This window comes from Bacillus safensis FO-36b (genome assembly GCF_000691165.1).
GTDB classification, from domain to species: domain Bacteria; phylum Bacillota; class Bacilli; order Bacillales; family Bacillaceae; genus Bacillus; species Bacillus safensis.
This window is the reverse complement of record NZ_ASJD01000005.1, coordinates 17704-32019: the sequence shown is the minus strand read 5'-3', so window position 1 is coordinate 32019 and position 14316 is coordinate 17704. Positions and strand designations below refer to the sequence as shown.

The window sequence follows — 14316 nt, the reverse complement described above, 5'->3', positions numbered from 1 at the left end:
GGAACCTATGGACAAAGTCTCCGAGAAGTTATATTGCAGGGCTTGTACAAGAAAAACAAATCATAATATAGTTACTAATGAGCATGGTCATAAATTACAGTTAACGGACAGTTATCTAAATTATGAAGAAGCAGATATTTGTTTCTATGTGGAATACTCCATAGTTCAATGTAGAGGTTGTGATAGTATTTCCTTTTTAAGAAGATATAAAGATGATGAAATGTATTATGTATATGGGCCAGATCCCAATATTGATAGAGAATACTATGAAGAATATACAGTCTATCCTGAAGAACCGAAGGAGCAAGATAATCCAGAAAATTTATTTCAACTCAAAGAGAAGATTGAGTTCAAAGGGAAGTTTGAGTTCAAACATTTACCCGATTTAATAAGTGGAATTAGAAATGAAGCTATAGATGCTTATAAAAATCGAATGAATTTATTATGTAATACGGGTATAAGAATGACAATCGAAGCTATATGTAAAGTGAATGAGATTGATAAGATACCAAAGATGAAAAAAGGAGAAATAGTATTAGATAATGAGAACAAGCCAAAAATGGAGAATTTAAACTTGTTTAAAAAGATAGAGGAACTTCACAAGAGAGAATTAATCAATGAAAAACAAAAACAAATACTGAATCAAATTAGAGATATTGGGAATGAAACAGTGCATGAAATTAAAAGACCAAAATCAAGGGAACTAATACAATATATAGATATTATAGATTTTATTCTATATAACATTTATGAATTACCAAATTTGAGTTTTGAAAAAGAGAAGTCCTAAGAAGTCCTAAACAGGACTTCTTTTTGTATAAAAAAGAGGGTGCTGACAACACCCTCTCTTCAAAGACAGAAAGAAACTCCCTGCCTAAGAGCGTGATCAAGACGCGGCCGCGTTTGTGGGAAAATATCACGCTCTCATCCACTATTGTAATGGAGGTCAGGGAGAATGACAATAGAAAATACAAACATACGTTCCCTTTCTGACGAAGAAAAGATGGAAATGCTTATGTTCCTTCAAGCTGAACAGGCTGAAGGTATAGATAAATCAAAAGAAAACTATCGTAAAATTGCACAGGCTGGAATCTTTCAATGGGTGAGAGACTTTAAAGCAGGAAATATCAAATTGTCTACTGTGGAAGATCTTAAGAAACTCATAGAACTCGACATCGAGCTTCAGAAGCATGACGAAATATAAAAGGATAGGCACTTTTCACGATTTAGATAATAAGGTGTATTAAATTGTGAAAAGAGGTGTCTTTTTAATGCCAGGATCTGAAAATCTTATATGGGGTACAGAGTATTATGAGCCTTACTCAAGGACTTGTTATCAAAGAGTTTGTGCATTTGGAGTATGTAGAGACATTCCCTATCCTTGTATAGGGATGAGCAAAAAATATTACAAAGTATTCATAGGCTATAACTATCCAAGTGTTTCTGAAGCGCAACAATTAATTATTCATGGATGTGCTAAAGTGGCAATTGATGTAGCTACACCTATTGTTACAGCTGCAGTGGCTTCTTGTGCTGGTATTGGACCTGCCTGCATTGGAGCAGTTGGATTAGCAGCAATAGCTGCAAATAAAGTAGGTAGAGAGTCCTTTTTTGATTGTTTGAAACGGGCTGGACTCCCTCAAGAAATTATCAATCAGTGTGAGATAGGAGTCTATGATCGAAAAGGGAATGCTTAGTTGTATTTAGTTTTTAAAAACAAACTCAAACTTAATTCAGTAGCTCGGAGGTGGGTGATATGTAATGGCTAGACCGCGCGATCCAAGAAGAGATGAGTCCTTTCGTCTTTGGAAAAAGAGCGATGGAACCCGCTTGCTTAAAGATATTGCAGATGAGTTGGGTGTGACAAGCAGCACCGTCCGTAAATGGAAAGCGAATGATAAATGGGATGACAAATTCAAAAGGAGCGCTCCTAAACCAAATAGGAGCGCTCCTTTACGTTCCGGCGCACCTAAAGGCAACAAAAACGCCAAAGGTAATAAAGGAGGAAAAGCTCCACCGGGTAACCAAAATGCTAAAGGCAATAGGGGTGGCGCAGCTCCTAAAGGCAACAAGAATTCATTCAAGACTGGTGAATATGAAACGATCATGTTTGAGTACATGGATGAAAAAGAACAGAAGCTTTTTACTGAGATTGAGACTGATCCTTTGTATCAAATTGATCTATCAATACGATTATTGAGCGTTCGTGAAACAAGAATGATGCGCTTGATCACTAAATACGAGAATGGATTGACTGATAAGCAGCGGACAGTCTTGCAACAAATGAGGAAGATGAAAGACGTTGTACAGGCTCCGGATAAAAATGGTCTGATTAAACCTGTTCCTATAACTAATGAACGTTTAGCAGTGGTCCAGATTGAGGAGACAGACTCACCGCTGCTGGAGAAGATATTGAGCATAGAAGATGCTCTGACACGTGTGACCGCACAACGTGATAAAGCCATTAGGCAGAAAGTCGACATAATGAAAACTATGTCTGAATATGAATTGAGGCTGCGTGGTCTCGATCTCGCTAATAGAACACGAGAAGCAGAGCTGGAGCGGATCACCGCTCGACCTGTCGATGATTCTGTACAAATAACAATTAAGCGGAAGAATAAAGGTGATAGCTGATGGTTCAAATGATGGAGAAGGAAGTCAATCCACATTTTGAGGACTTTCTTTTTGATTGGGATCAAAAGTTTCAGTTCTTGGTGGGCGGTTACGGCTCATCCAAAAGCTATCATATTGCCCTGAAGCTAATTCTGAAGCTGTTAGATGAAAAGCGAACCGCTCTTGTGATTCGTGAAGTCTATGACACGCACAGAGATTCCACGTTTTCTTTATTTGAAGAGATCGTGAATGATCTAGGACTCGATCATGTCATTCAGTGCCGCACATCACCGCTCATGCTTAAATTTCACAACGGCAGCCGGATCATCTTCAAAGGGTTGGACAAGCCAACCAAATTGAAGTCGATCAACAACATCTCGATCATATGGATTGAGGAATGTTCAGAAGTGAAGTACGAGGGATTCAAGGAGCTGCTTGGTCGTTTGCGTCACCCAACGCTGCAGCTGCACATGATCTTATCGACGAACCCTGTCGGTCAGGATAACTGGACGTACAGACATTTCTTTAAGGATGATCAAAACAACCGATTTATCCTGGATGATGAAAGGTTATATAAAGAGCGAACGATCGCTATCAACGATACGTACTATCATCATTCTACAGCTGAAGATAACTTGTTCCTTCCGGTCAGTTACATCAAGCAATTGGACGAACTAAAAGAATACGATCCCGACCTTTATCGCATAGCTCGAAAAGGTCATTTTGGCATTAACGGAATTCGTGTTCTTCCTCAATTCGAGGTGCAGCCGCATGAAGATGTCATGCTGGCCATCTCAAATATCAATCGACCTTTGCTTAGAGCGGGCATGGACTTTGGTTTCGTTGATTCATATAACGCTGTTGTTAGGTTGGCTGTGGATCACGAGAAGAAGTATCTATACATCTATTGGGAGTATTACGATCGTGGCAAGACTGATGATGTTACTGTCGAGGACTTGAAAGAGTTCATTGAAACAAAAGAGCTCATAAAGGCCGACAATGAACAAAAGACAATCGCGTATTTCCGCAAGATGGGATACAACATGGTGGCCGCTCATAAATTCCAAGGATCACGCTTGCAGTACACCAAGAAGATCAAGCGGTTTAAGAAAATCATTTGTTCCGACTCATGCAAAAACACAATCTATGAGCTTCAGCCGCTCACGTACAAGACGGACAAGAATGGCAATATCATAGAGGACGAGTTTCAGATTGATCCTCATACTTTTTCAGCTATCTGGTATGCGTTAGATGATTATGAGGTCACCGATTTGAAAGAGAAACCAAAAGAGCGGATACGCCCGAACAGAGAAAGGAGGTCACGCTGATGAAAACGGTCAGAGCAACAGTGATGAAGGCCAATGTATCTGAAACCACTAAGCAGATTTATGATGATGGATTTAATTACGATGCTGATGATGTGATCGAGCCTCCATACAATATCAAAGAGCTCAAACAAATGGCCGAGTATTCTACCATTCTTCAACAATGCATCGATGCGTATAAAACAAACATTCTAGGTTTTGGCTTGGGAGTTGAATATACTTTCGACTTTAACGCTGAGAATGCACCAGAGGGAAAGAAAAAGGCAGCTGAGAAAGAATGGACGAGACTTGAAGAGTTTACGAAATACATGAATTATGATGAGTCAGCTGAAGTGGTTCTAGGGTATGTGATTGAAGACCGAGAGAAAACAGGAAATGGTTTTGTCGAAGTGCTTCGAGATGGTACAGGACAGCCTGCAGGTATTGAATATCTAGATGCACAATATATTCGTGTTTGTAAGTTAGGCGATTCCATTGAGATCGACTTTAAGTATACAGATCATGGTGAAGTTAAGACCATGAAAAGAAAGAAACGGTTCAGAAAGTATGTGCAGCAAGTCAACACTAAAAAAGTATTCTTCAAAGAGTACGGCGATCCAAGAACATTGAACGCTGCTACGGGAGAATACAGCGAAGACACTCCTTCTAATCTTGTAGCAAGCGAAGTCATTCACTTCAAGATCGGCAGCGGTACATATGGTGTTCCTCGTTGGATTGGTAACATCGTCAATATGTATGGAGCCCGTAAAGCTGAAGAGCTGAATTATCTGTACTTTAAACAAGGGCGGCATGTGCCGGCTGCAATTACTGTAGAGAATGGAATGCTTTCTGAATCCTCATATGAACAGCTTCAGGAATACATGAATGGCATTGAGGGTTCAGACAATGCACATAAATTCCTGTTACTCGAAGTGGAAGGGATTCCGAAAAAGGATGAGCTATCAAACGATGAAGAGCCGGCTAATGTAAAGGTGGATATAAAATCACTGGCCGAGATTCTCCAGGAGGATGCACTCTTTTTGGAATACGATGAGAAGACGAGAAACAAGATACGTTCTTCTTTCCGTTTGCCGCCAATTTACACAGGTGAGTCTCAAGACTATAACAAAGCGACAGCAGATACAGCGCGTAAGACAACTGAAGAGCAGGTATTTCAGCCGGAAAGAATGATCATTACTGGCAAGCTCAATACACTCTTTCTTCCTGATCTTGATCTCTGGCATGTGCGGCTCATATTAAATGGTCCTGATTTTCGTGATCCGCTCGAAATTGCAAAGGTTCTTACACCGTTTATTCAAGCAGGAGCGGTTTCACCGAATGACCTGCGTGATCTGGCTGGCCGTATTCTTGGTAAGACACTTGAAGAATGGCCAGAGGAAGAATATCACCGACCAATTGAGGCGAAGCCAAAGGCTTCAACTAGCTTGCTTGATACGGTTCTTCAAAAGTCTGCGGGTACTAACAATGAATTGGTATCTATCCTCAAAGACCTTAGGGATGAATTAGAGGAGATCCGCAAATGAGCAAGATCGATCAGCTGATAAAAAACATCAATACCTTTGTACAAAAAGCGGAGGCAGATGAGGTCGAGGAACTAGAAGCAGCTGTAGCTGATTTCCCTGAACTGAAGGATATACCCTCTTTGGTGGAAGAGTACGAGAAAACCACCGCAAAACTTCTCAGATTGCAACGCAGGACGTTTTTGAATGAACTGAATGGTTTTATATCCAAAGACGATTCAGAGACGTTAGAATCCATTCTGGCGTTCTTCCAAAATGACTTGTTTGCAGCTGATGAATTTGCGGAGCTGTTTGGAAAAGAAACGGCCATTTTCTTGACGTTGACGGTCACGCAGCTGGCCGAGAAGATCATGCATTCCATCGATGCAGATATTCCATTCAAGATTCTATCTGAAAAAACTGAACAGTGGATTGAATCATGGTCACAGGAGTTGGCGCAGCTGATGAAGCTGAATACTCATACAGCTATTGAACAAAAATTGAAAGAGGGCATCAAAGAAGGGCGCTCTATTCAAGAAATTGAACTGGAGCTGAAGGACCTTCCTGAATTCAGCCGGAAGCGCGCACGTGTGACAGCTGTAACTGAAGTGTTGACCGCTTCTTCTGTCGCTCAACATGAATCCTATGTCCAATCCCCGGCAGTAACGGGGAAGAAGTGGAAGCACAGCGGAGGGAAAAAGAATCAGTCGAGAGAAAGTCATGTACAACTGGATGGCACGATTATTCCTCTCGATGAAGAATTTGAGATACCAGGTAGCGGAGAGCGGTGCATGTTTCCAAGAGATACACAGCTCACGCCAAAAGAGCGAGTAAATTGTCATTGTGCGGTTGGTCCTGTGGTTGATCCTGTTATTCTTGGTTTGCCAGCTGAGGAAAAAGAAAAGATTCGACGCCAGTCCTTATAAAAACATTCTTCAATAAAATTCTAGTATATAAATATTTCCTCAATGCAAATTAATGTTGTATTTAACTTTAAAGGAGGATTATTTAAATGCAAGAAGATATCAAATTTGAAAATGGGGACTATATTATTCCTGAAAAAATTATGATGGAAATTTTAAATTATATTGATGAACTAAAGGAACTGGCAGAAGAAATGCATGCAACTATTCTAGACAAGGACATAAATTCAGAGTGGGGAATTGATTTGAAAATTGATTGGCCACACATTAGTATAGAGAAACATTATTGCTGTGTTATTGGTGAAGGTGAACCGTATTCTAGAAAAAGAGGTTTTAGAGAGATATTGAAACGCTACGCAAGGCACAAATGTGATGTTTGGGTTGGAGGATTACCTGGTCAAACTCCCCCATATGATCTTCTGGAGAAGAATTGCGACCATGTACTGACATGGGAGGGAGAATCTCAAAGTACGAATGAAGAGGATTGAATATATTAAATCCTCTTTCTTAGTTGCTGTGAAAGGAGGTGAATGAATTGCCACGCGAATTGATAAATGCGAAGATCACACACGTTTCATATGTGGACAAGGCTGCTAATCAAAAGCAGTTCTTTTTTATGAAGTCAGAAAAGCAGCCAGACTTTCAGAAAGAGATCAAGGTCATTGCCAAAGCAGACGATGCGCAGCGTCTTGTATACGGTATTGTATACGAACCAAATGTAGCTGATGCACATGGGGATTACATGACACCGGAGGAAATTGAGAAAGCCGCTCATGGATTCCTGAAGGATGCACGTGAGATTGACAAGCAGCATGATTTCCAAGGCGGTGTCGGGGAAGTCGTTGAATCGTACATTGCTCCGTCTGACTTTGAAATGGGCGAGGAGATTATCAAGAAAGGATCGTGGGTCCTTGTGACAAAAGCATCTGATGAAATCTGGGAACAGATTCAAAAGGGTGAGATCACCGGATATTCAATGGCCGGTACAGCAGACATAGGAAAACAAGAACGTGAGCCAGCTTCTGATGAGAAGGGGCTTTTTTCTTTGCTTAAAAACTTCTTTTTATCAAAAGGAGAAGTGAAGAACAGGTACGACAAAGGCCGCATGCGTCGTGAGTTTTGGGCGGCACAAGATGCACTGAATTCCGTTTTGTATAAATGGGATTCTTACGACAATGAAGACTTGGAGACTGATCCTGAAAAGGTGAGGGCAGCACTGCAAGATTTTGTGGAAATTACACAAGAGATTCTGCTAACTGATGACTTGGCTGGGATCCAAACTGATCCACCTGAAGAAGTCGCAAAAGCTGGCCGAAAGTTTTCAGCTGCTAATTTAACTGAATTGAAAAATGCCAGAGCCGCTATCGACAATCTGTTGAGTCAAACGGAAGAGAAGGAGGAGGAAGAAGAAGTGAACAAAGAAGATCTGCAAAAGATGCTAGATGACACAATCGCACCAGTTGTAAAACGTCTGGATGACCTTGAGAAGGGAGAAGGCGAAGGTCAGCCTGATCCGCAAGAAAAACAAATTGATGAAGAGGTCGCAAAAGAAATGGCCGCAGCTGTAGAAAAGGCATTGGCTCCAGTAGTCGATAGAGTCGAAGCACTGGAAAAGGCACGTCCGCAAGGTAATGGAGTAGGGGATGCACAACAACAAGACTTACAAAAATCTGAAACGGTATGGAGCGGCTTGCTTTAAGCCGAGAAAAAGGAGGAGCTAGAGTGAGAAATCAAGAGGTAATTAACAAAGCGGAAGTGACGCTAGGCACTTTAAAGACAGGCGGTCTCATGAATCCGACCCAATCTAGCACATTTATTCGTATGGTGCAAAATGCACCAACACTGCTACAAGAAGCACGTGTCATTCAAATGGACAGCGATGCACAAAAAATCGAAAAAATCGGTTTTGGTCAGCGGATTCTTCGTCCTGGTGTGGAAGGAAAGGCAGTTCCTGCAAGTGATCGAGTTGCACCAACAACAAGCACTGTGGAGCTTAATGCAAAAGAAGTCATCGCAGAAGTAAACATCACATATGACACGCTTGAAAATAACATCGAGGGTGATAATCTACAAAACACTATCATGCAAATGCTCGCTGAACGAGCAGCCGTTGACATTGAAGAATTGATCCTAAATGGTGATACAAAATCTGAGGATACTTACCTTGCTCAACTTGATGGTATTCGTAAACAAGCGGAGTCCCATATCGTAGATGTAGCTGGTGAACCACTTACACGCCAAGTATTCAAGGAAGGTTACAAAGCTGTTCCGCCAAAATACTTGCGAGTTCCACAAGAATTCCGTTTCTACACTTCTCCAGGTCAAGAGGTCGAGTGGAAAGACAAAGTAGCGGATCGTCAGACAGGTCTTGGGGATGCAGCTGTACAAGGTGGACTTTCTTCTGCATTCGGTGTTCCTGTCAAAGGTATTGCAAATATGCAGCCGTATGATGTGGACGGTACAGGTGTTTCAGACATCTTACTTACTCATCCGAAAAACATCATCTTGGGCTTCTCTCGTAACATTCGCATTGAAGTTGATAAAGACATCCGTAATCGTAAGTTCATTATCGTCCTTACTGCGAAGCTCGACAGCAAATTTGAGGAAGAGGATGCTGTTGCCAAGATCATCAAGGTCAAGGAGTGATCAATATGTATACAGCTGAATTGATCAAGGGAAAGACATACTCTGTGATGGGGCATGTCTTTCTTTTAAATCAGGAGAAAGAGATTGAGAAAAAGGTATTTCAATATCTCAATGGCAATGAGTTCTTTGATTGTAAGCAGCTTGATGTTCCTGCTGATGATCCTAAAACAGATGATCAACCAAAAGAAAAGCCGTCCGAAGAAAAAGAAGAGCCAAAAGAGGAAGAAGAACCGTCACTAGAAGCAAAAATCTACACTGAAACTGAATTGAAGGATATGAAAAAAGATGGACAAGAAGCCGTTATTGTTGATCTTGGCGGCGATCCGTCTGAGTTCAAGAATGAAAGTGAAAGAATTGCCTTCATCCTTGAAAATCAACAGCAACAAGAAAAAGCAGGAGAGTAAGGGTGATGCTGATCTCTCCTGAAGAAGTTAGGGCGTATAGCGTATTCGAGAGCGTGAAAAACCGCTCGGATGAACTATTGGAAAGTGACATCATTGAAGCTGAAGCTGAGGTATTTAAGATCGTAGGTCATGATTTCACAAGTGAAAAATATCAGCCGCTTCCTGAAAAGGCGAAGATAGCATTGATTAAAATGGCGCAGTTCTTTGCGCTGATCAACGGGGATGAATCAATCATAAAGGGTTATAAATCTGAAAAGATTGGTGACTACTCTTATACGCTGGCAGACGGTAACGCCGTTTCAAAGCCGGATGTGTATAACCTGTTGATAGATTTCATTGAACCAGGGGAACCGCCAGAAGATCCAGGCAACGTCAAATTAAGGTTGAGATCGCTATGAGCTATCAATCATTATTAACGGATCGATGCGATATATATCACTTGCAAACAGAGCAGCTGTCAAAAGATCGCTATGGAATATCTGTCCAAGATGCGCAGCCGCTCTTTTCATATCCTGATGAGCCTGATCAAGTTGCGCATCCATGTTATTTTACGGAGAAAAACCAATCCATCACACAGCAGGAGCCAAACGCAACCATTCATCAATCATATCTCGTTCATTTTCCTATTACCGCTGATGTCCGAGTAAATGACAAAGTAGTATGGGAAGGCATTACTTTGAAACTGCAAAAGCCTAGGAAGATTAAGAACCATCATATTGAGGTTATAGCGATGAGGAGTGAAAGCCTATGAGGATTGATGGTCTTGATCAATTCATTGAGGACTTGAATGCAGCTGTTAATGGCGGCTTGCAAGCTGAATATGAAGAGTGGCTTGAAGGCATGGGTTATGAGTTTCTTGATATTGTTCAGGATGAAGTTATCCGAACAAAAACAGTGGATGCTCGGCGTTTGCTCAACTCATTCCAAAAAGGAGACCAAGAAAACGTCTTTTCGATGAGCAGTGGCGGTCTCACCCTAGATGTAGGGACCAACTTGGAATACGCATCGTACACAAACGATGGCCACTTTACGATTGATCCTAGTAAAAATCAAGACAGACGTTGGGTTCCTGGCAGGTGGGTTGGTGATCGTTTTGAATATGACCCAAATGCCGAAACAGGGATGCTCCTGAAATTTCAATGGGTTGAGGGCAGCGGCTATTGGGATAATGCAATAGCCATCTTTGAACAGATGTTTGAACGATCATTGGACCGCAAGCTGCAGCAATGGATTGATCGGCATTTTGGGAGATGATTAGATGAATCAAGAAGTCGGCGCCATCATGCACTATTGTTACAAACGGTTTCCTGTGAAGGTCTACGAAAAGGAAATTCCCGAACAATTTCAGATCCCGTCGATGTACTTTCCTGCAGCATGGACAAACACAAAAAACGATACTGTTTCAACGTTTCTCAAAACATACACGCTGCATATAAAAGTGTTTCACAAGGACTCTGAGCAGGCTCATGATGCGGCAGAAACAATCGTTGATGCCTTGTCAGCTGATCGGAATATTATTCAGATGGTTAGTGTAGAAGGTGAACCGCTCGATCAATATGTTCGCATTAAGAGGGCAGAAACTAGGAATGGTGATCAAGGCGTGGCAACAATTGTCCTCACATGGGATAGTGCCTATTGGTACAACCGAGACGAGCAGCCAAGCCTTGATGACATAAATTTTTCAGATGGGGTGATAAAAAGTGGCCAAGAATAAAAATGAATCACAGGTGAAAGAAGAGAAAGCCACTCCGGTTATTCCAAAGGAACCAGGGTTCTCATTTGAAGCCTTGAAAGAGCACAGCAAGGAAGTATTTGGCGTAAAGCCTGAAATCCTTGAAGGTGCTCTTTTTTATATCAAAGATCAACCAATTACAAAAACAGAAGCAAAGAAGCAGATTGAGGCTTTTTTGTCTAAGGAGGTTTAAGCATGAACGGAGGCACATTTACACCAGGTACAGAAAAAAAGCGTCCTGGTATCTACTTCAATTTCAAAACCACAGCACAGCAGCGTATCACGTTAGGTGATCGCGGCACCGTTGCACTTCCAATCACAATGAGCTGGGGAGAGCCGAAAACGTTTATCTCAATCTCAGGCATCGAGGACTTAAATAAAAAAGTCGGATTAAACATCGATGACAAATCACTGCTTCTTTTCCGAGAAGCCAAGAAAAAAGCACAAACAGTCTTGCTTTATCGCTTGAATGAGGGTGAACCTGCAAAGGCTCAGATCAGCGAGAATTTCAACGTGCTTGCCAATTATGGCGGACAAAAGGGCAATGAGGTCACGATCCAAGTCACAGAAAACGTATTGGACAGCTCCAAGCGTGATGTTGTGACTTACGTTGGTACAGACATTGTTGATAAGCAGGTTGTCACTGATGTCAAAGAGCTGAAGCAAAATAAATACGTTCAATTTTCAGGTGAAGGTGAAGTGACAATCACAGCTGGCGTAACACTAAGCGGTGGAAAAAACGGTGTGCCAAGCGTGGCAGATTACACAGCATTCCTTGAAGCAGCTGAAACAGAATACTTTGATGTGATCGCTCTGCCTAATAACACTAGCGAGCAGTTAAAAGCGACATTTGTGGCTTTCATCAAGCGTCTGCGTGATGACCAAGGTCGTAAAGTGCAAGGTGTTTTACCGAACTATGCAGCTGATCACGAGGGAATTATCAATGTCACAAGTGGTGTCTTGCTAGAAGATGGCACAGAGATTACGCCAGCAAAAGCAACTGCATGGGTTGCCGGTGCATCTGCAGGAGCCAACTTCAATCAGTCACTGACATTTGTTGAATATGAAGGGGCTGTGGATACGTTAGAGCGTCTTGATAATGATCAAGTGGAATACCGCTTATCACAAGGGGAATTCTTGTTCACGTTTGATGCGAGAGATCGTACAGTAAGCGTTGAGAAGGACATCAACTCTCTGACAAGTTATACAACGGAGAAAAACAGGACATTCGGGAAAAACAAGATCATTCGTGTGTTAGATGCCATCAATAACGATCTAACACGTGAATTGAAGGATCTGATTAAGTTACGCAAAGCAAATGGCAATGACATTCCGGCATCTGATGATGGGTTGCAGCTGGTGAAAACACTCATCACGCAATATCTAACTCAGCTCCAAGATGGATCTGGGATCACTGGCTTTGACTCTGAGACCGACATCATGATCGCTTTAAATGAAGATCGTGACGGTTTCTTGATTGATCTAGCTGTTCAACCTGTTGATGCAGCTGAAAAATTCTATTTCAATGTAGAGGTGAAATAAGATGGCTTTTAAAGCGCAGAATACCATTTCAGGTAAGGAAGGACGCTTATTCCTCGATGGTGAGGAATTGGCGTTTATTAAAACATTTGAAGCGAACGTGGAGAAAAACAAATCAGAAGTTAACGTTATGGGGCGTCGCATGACCGGTCACAAGACAACCGGTGCGAATGGTACTGGTACAGCGACTTTCTATAAGGTTACATCACGTTTCGTTCAGTTGATGCTGAACTATGTAAAAAAAGGACAAGATCCGTACTTCACCATTCAAGCTGTGCTTGATGATAAGTCATCTGGCCGAGGCACAGAGCGTGTCACATTGTTTGATGTGAACTTTGATTCAGCTAAAATTGCAGGGCTTGATGTGGATTCAGAAGCACTTGAAGAAGAGGTTCCTTTCACGTTTGAGGACTTTGATCTTCCTGAGAAGTTGAAGGATTCCTTTTAAATTTTAATCACCATAGAAAATGTAACAAAAGAACTGACTAGTGATTTTTTTAAATAAAGTATTTTCACTTTTTTTGTACAAATATGATATACTTTTGATAAATGGGATACATGGGATAAATGGGATAATAGCTAACCCACCATTTACCTTTCGAGAAAAAATTCGTTTACATGCAAAGCAATTTGCATAAAATAAAAAGAAGCCAGGATGCGCTAACATCCCGGCAATGTACAATGAGGCCCTTCAAGGGTCTGGCTTAAATCAGGTGAAGCAACAAGGATAGGCAATCCCTACGAACTTACCAGGCTCAAGGGAGGCCTATTTTTTGTTTATATACGTCAACAGGGCAAGGATAAACATCCCAAATAAAAGCATGAGCGAAATCGCTTGAAACGTTGACATAAGCATCACCCCCTTTCTTACGGGGATGAGCCAGACCACCCTTGAGTAAGCCGTTCAATTGTACGATTTATATTATACATGAAAAGATTGGAAAGCACATTCAAAAAATGGATGTGCTTTTTTGCATTCTAAAAACAAATCAAAGGGAGTTTTTAAACATGAGCGAAAAACAAACAAACAACGTATATGATCTTTCATTCTTTATGCCAGGACAAACAGCTGAGACAGAAGAAATCAAATCAATCATTTCAAAGCGCTTTGTTGATAAAAAGGGTGAAGTGATTCCATTCGTATTCAAAGCCATTACAACTGAGCGCATCGATGAGCTGGAGAAAGAAAACACGACTTATAAAAATGTCAAAGGTCGTGGACGTGTGAAAGACTTGGATTCTCAACGCTTCTATGCACGTATTGCGGTTGAATCAACTATTTATCCTGACTTTAAGTCAAAAGAATTGCGCGAAGCATACAACACACAAGATCCAGTCGAAGTGGCAAAACGTGTCCTGTCTGTCGGCGGTGAATATGCGAACTGGTTAAACAAAGCTATTGAGGTCAACGGTTTTGAAGACGAGATTGAGGACCTTGAAACAAAAGCAAAAAACTAATAAAGGACGGGAATAAAGAGGCGGTGTATCTGTATTACTGCATGCATGAGCTTCATTACTCCCCGTCTGAACTATTAGAGGTCTATGAAGCGCCAAGACAATTCAAGGCCTTTTTGTTTGGGCTGATAGGCCACAAACTCGAAGTGTTAGAAAAAGAATCAAAGAAAGGGGGATAAG

At 41.4% G+C, this 14316-nt stretch carries 21 protein-coding genes; 20 read left to right on the top strand and 1 reads right to left on the bottom strand.

Annotated elements, in window-relative coordinates; all coding sequences use genetic code 11:
* The first annotated feature begins 7 nt into the window (after window positions 1–7).
* The 18 genes from BA81_RS12210 to BA81_RS12125 all read left to right on the top strand — a co-directional run bounded on the left by BA81_RS12210 (window position 8) and on the right by BA81_RS12125 (window position 13129).
* Window positions 8–790: a DUF4145 domain-containing protein gene (locus BA81_RS12210; RefSeq protein ID WP_034282692.1), complete on the top strand. Its 783-nt coding sequence runs from the start codon at window positions 8–10 to the stop codon at window positions 788–790.
* Window positions 791–955: 165 nt separating this feature from the next.
* Window positions 956–1204, top strand: coding sequence for a hypothetical protein (locus BA81_RS12205; RefSeq protein ID WP_034282401.1), 249 nt, complete (start codon window positions 956–958; stop codon window positions 1202–1204).
* A 46-nt stretch (window positions 1205–1250) separates the two neighbouring features.
* Window positions 1251–1697, top strand: coding sequence for a hypothetical protein (locus BA81_RS12200; protein WP_152031914.1), 447 nt, complete (start codon window positions 1251–1253; stop codon window positions 1695–1697).
* Window positions 1698–1761: 64 nt separating this feature from the next.
* Entirely contained in the window at window positions 1762–2634 is an 873-nt protein-coding gene (gene terS / locus BA81_RS12195) for a phage terminase small subunit (RefSeq protein ID WP_034282398.1), read from the top strand.
* 11 nt (window positions 2635–2645) lie between these two features.
* Window positions 2646–3941, top strand: a complete 1296-nt coding sequence (locus BA81_RS12190) for a PBSX family phage terminase large subunit (RefSeq protein ID WP_162176179.1) — start codon at window positions 2646–2648, stop codon at window positions 3939–3941.
* Window positions 3941–5461 carry a phage portal protein gene (locus tag BA81_RS12185; protein ID WP_034282396.1) on the top strand — a complete coding sequence of 507 codons (1521 nt, stop codon included), beginning with the start codon at window positions 3941–3943 and terminating at the stop codon, window positions 5459–5461. Before BA81_RS12190 ends, BA81_RS12185 begins: the two co-directional genes overlap by 1 nt.
* A complete protein-coding gene (locus tag BA81_RS12180; protein ID WP_034282395.1) occupies window positions 5458–6363 on the top strand; it encodes a phage minor head protein in 906 nt (301 codons plus the stop codon). The genes BA81_RS12185 and BA81_RS12180 overlap by 4 nt, the downstream gene beginning before the upstream one ends.
* A gap of 86 nt (window positions 6364–6449) precedes the next feature.
* Window positions 6450–6848, top strand: coding sequence for a hypothetical protein (locus BA81_RS12175; protein ID WP_034282394.1), 399 nt, complete (start codon window positions 6450–6452; stop codon window positions 6846–6848).
* Window positions 6849–6895: 47 nt separating this feature from the next.
* Window positions 6896–8059 (top strand): XkdF-like putative serine protease domain-containing protein, encoded by a 1164-nt coding sequence (locus BA81_RS12170; protein WP_034282393.1) that lies wholly within the window; start codon window positions 6896–6898, stop codon window positions 8057–8059.
* 23 nt (window positions 8060–8082) lie between these two features.
* A complete protein-coding gene (locus BA81_RS12165) occupies window positions 8083–9006 on the top strand; it encodes a phage major capsid protein (protein ID WP_034282392.1) in 924 nt (307 codons plus the stop codon).
* A gap of 5 nt (window positions 9007–9011) precedes the next feature.
* Complete coding sequence (locus BA81_RS12160; protein WP_034282390.1) at window positions 9012–9410, top strand: YqbF domain-containing protein; 399 nt, start codon at window positions 9012–9014, stop codon at window positions 9408–9410.
* Between the two features lie 5 nt (window positions 9411–9415).
* Window positions 9416–9808: a protein YqbG gene (yqbG, locus tag BA81_RS12155; RefSeq protein WP_034282690.1), complete on the top strand. Its 393-nt coding sequence runs from the start codon at window positions 9416–9418 to the stop codon at window positions 9806–9808.
* On the top strand, window positions 9805–10161 hold the full coding sequence (locus BA81_RS12150) for a DUF3599 family protein (protein WP_034282388.1): 357 nt from the start codon (window positions 9805–9807) through the stop codon (window positions 10159–10161). Before yqbG ends, BA81_RS12150 begins: the two co-directional genes overlap by 4 nt.
* Window positions 10158–10664 carry an HK97 gp10 family phage protein gene (locus BA81_RS12145; protein ID WP_034282386.1) on the top strand — a complete coding sequence of 169 codons (507 nt, stop codon included), beginning with the start codon at window positions 10158–10160 and terminating at the stop codon, window positions 10662–10664. The genes BA81_RS12150 and BA81_RS12145 overlap by 4 nt, the downstream gene beginning before the upstream one ends.
* A 4-nt stretch (window positions 10665–10668) precedes the next feature.
* Window positions 10669–11124 (top strand): phage tail terminator family protein, encoded by a 456-nt coding sequence (locus BA81_RS12140; RefSeq protein WP_034282384.1) that lies wholly within the window; start codon window positions 10669–10671, stop codon window positions 11122–11124.
* A gap of 40 nt (window positions 11125–11164) precedes the next feature.
* Window positions 11165–11335: a YqzN/YkzM domain-containing protein gene (locus tag BA81_RS12135; RefSeq protein ID WP_227001741.1), complete on the top strand. Its 171-nt coding sequence runs from the start codon at window positions 11165–11167 to the stop codon at window positions 11333–11335.
* A gap of 2 nt (window positions 11336–11337) precedes the next feature.
* Window positions 11338–12684 carry a phage tail sheath family protein gene (locus BA81_RS12130; RefSeq protein ID WP_034282380.1) on the top strand — a complete coding sequence of 449 codons (1347 nt, stop codon included), beginning with the start codon at window positions 11338–11340 and terminating at the stop codon, window positions 12682–12684.
* 1 nt (window position 12685) lies between these two features.
* Complete coding sequence (locus BA81_RS12125) at window positions 12686–13129, top strand: phage tail tube protein (protein ID WP_034282378.1); 444 nt, start codon at window positions 12686–12688, stop codon at window positions 13127–13129.
* 318 nt (window positions 13130–13447) lie between these two features.
* Here BA81_RS12125 and BA81_RS19925 read toward each other — a convergent pair whose 3' ends face one another.
* Entirely contained in the window at window positions 13448–13504 is a 57-nt protein-coding gene (locus tag BA81_RS19925; protein ID WP_229200408.1) for a putative holin-like toxin, read from the bottom strand.
* A gap of 185 nt (window positions 13505–13689) precedes the next feature.
* Here BA81_RS19925 and BA81_RS12120 point away from each other — a divergent pair, with 185 nt between their 5' ends.
* Window positions 13690–14139, top strand: coding sequence for a phage tail assembly chaperone (locus BA81_RS12120; RefSeq protein WP_034282687.1), 450 nt, complete (start codon window positions 13690–13692; stop codon window positions 14137–14139).
* Between the two features lie 29 nt (window positions 14140–14168).
* Window positions 14169–14315, top strand: a complete 147-nt coding sequence (locus tag BA81_RS19565) for a hypothetical protein (protein WP_108909034.1) — start codon at window positions 14169–14171, stop codon at window positions 14313–14315.
* Window position 14316 lies beyond the last annotated feature (1 nt).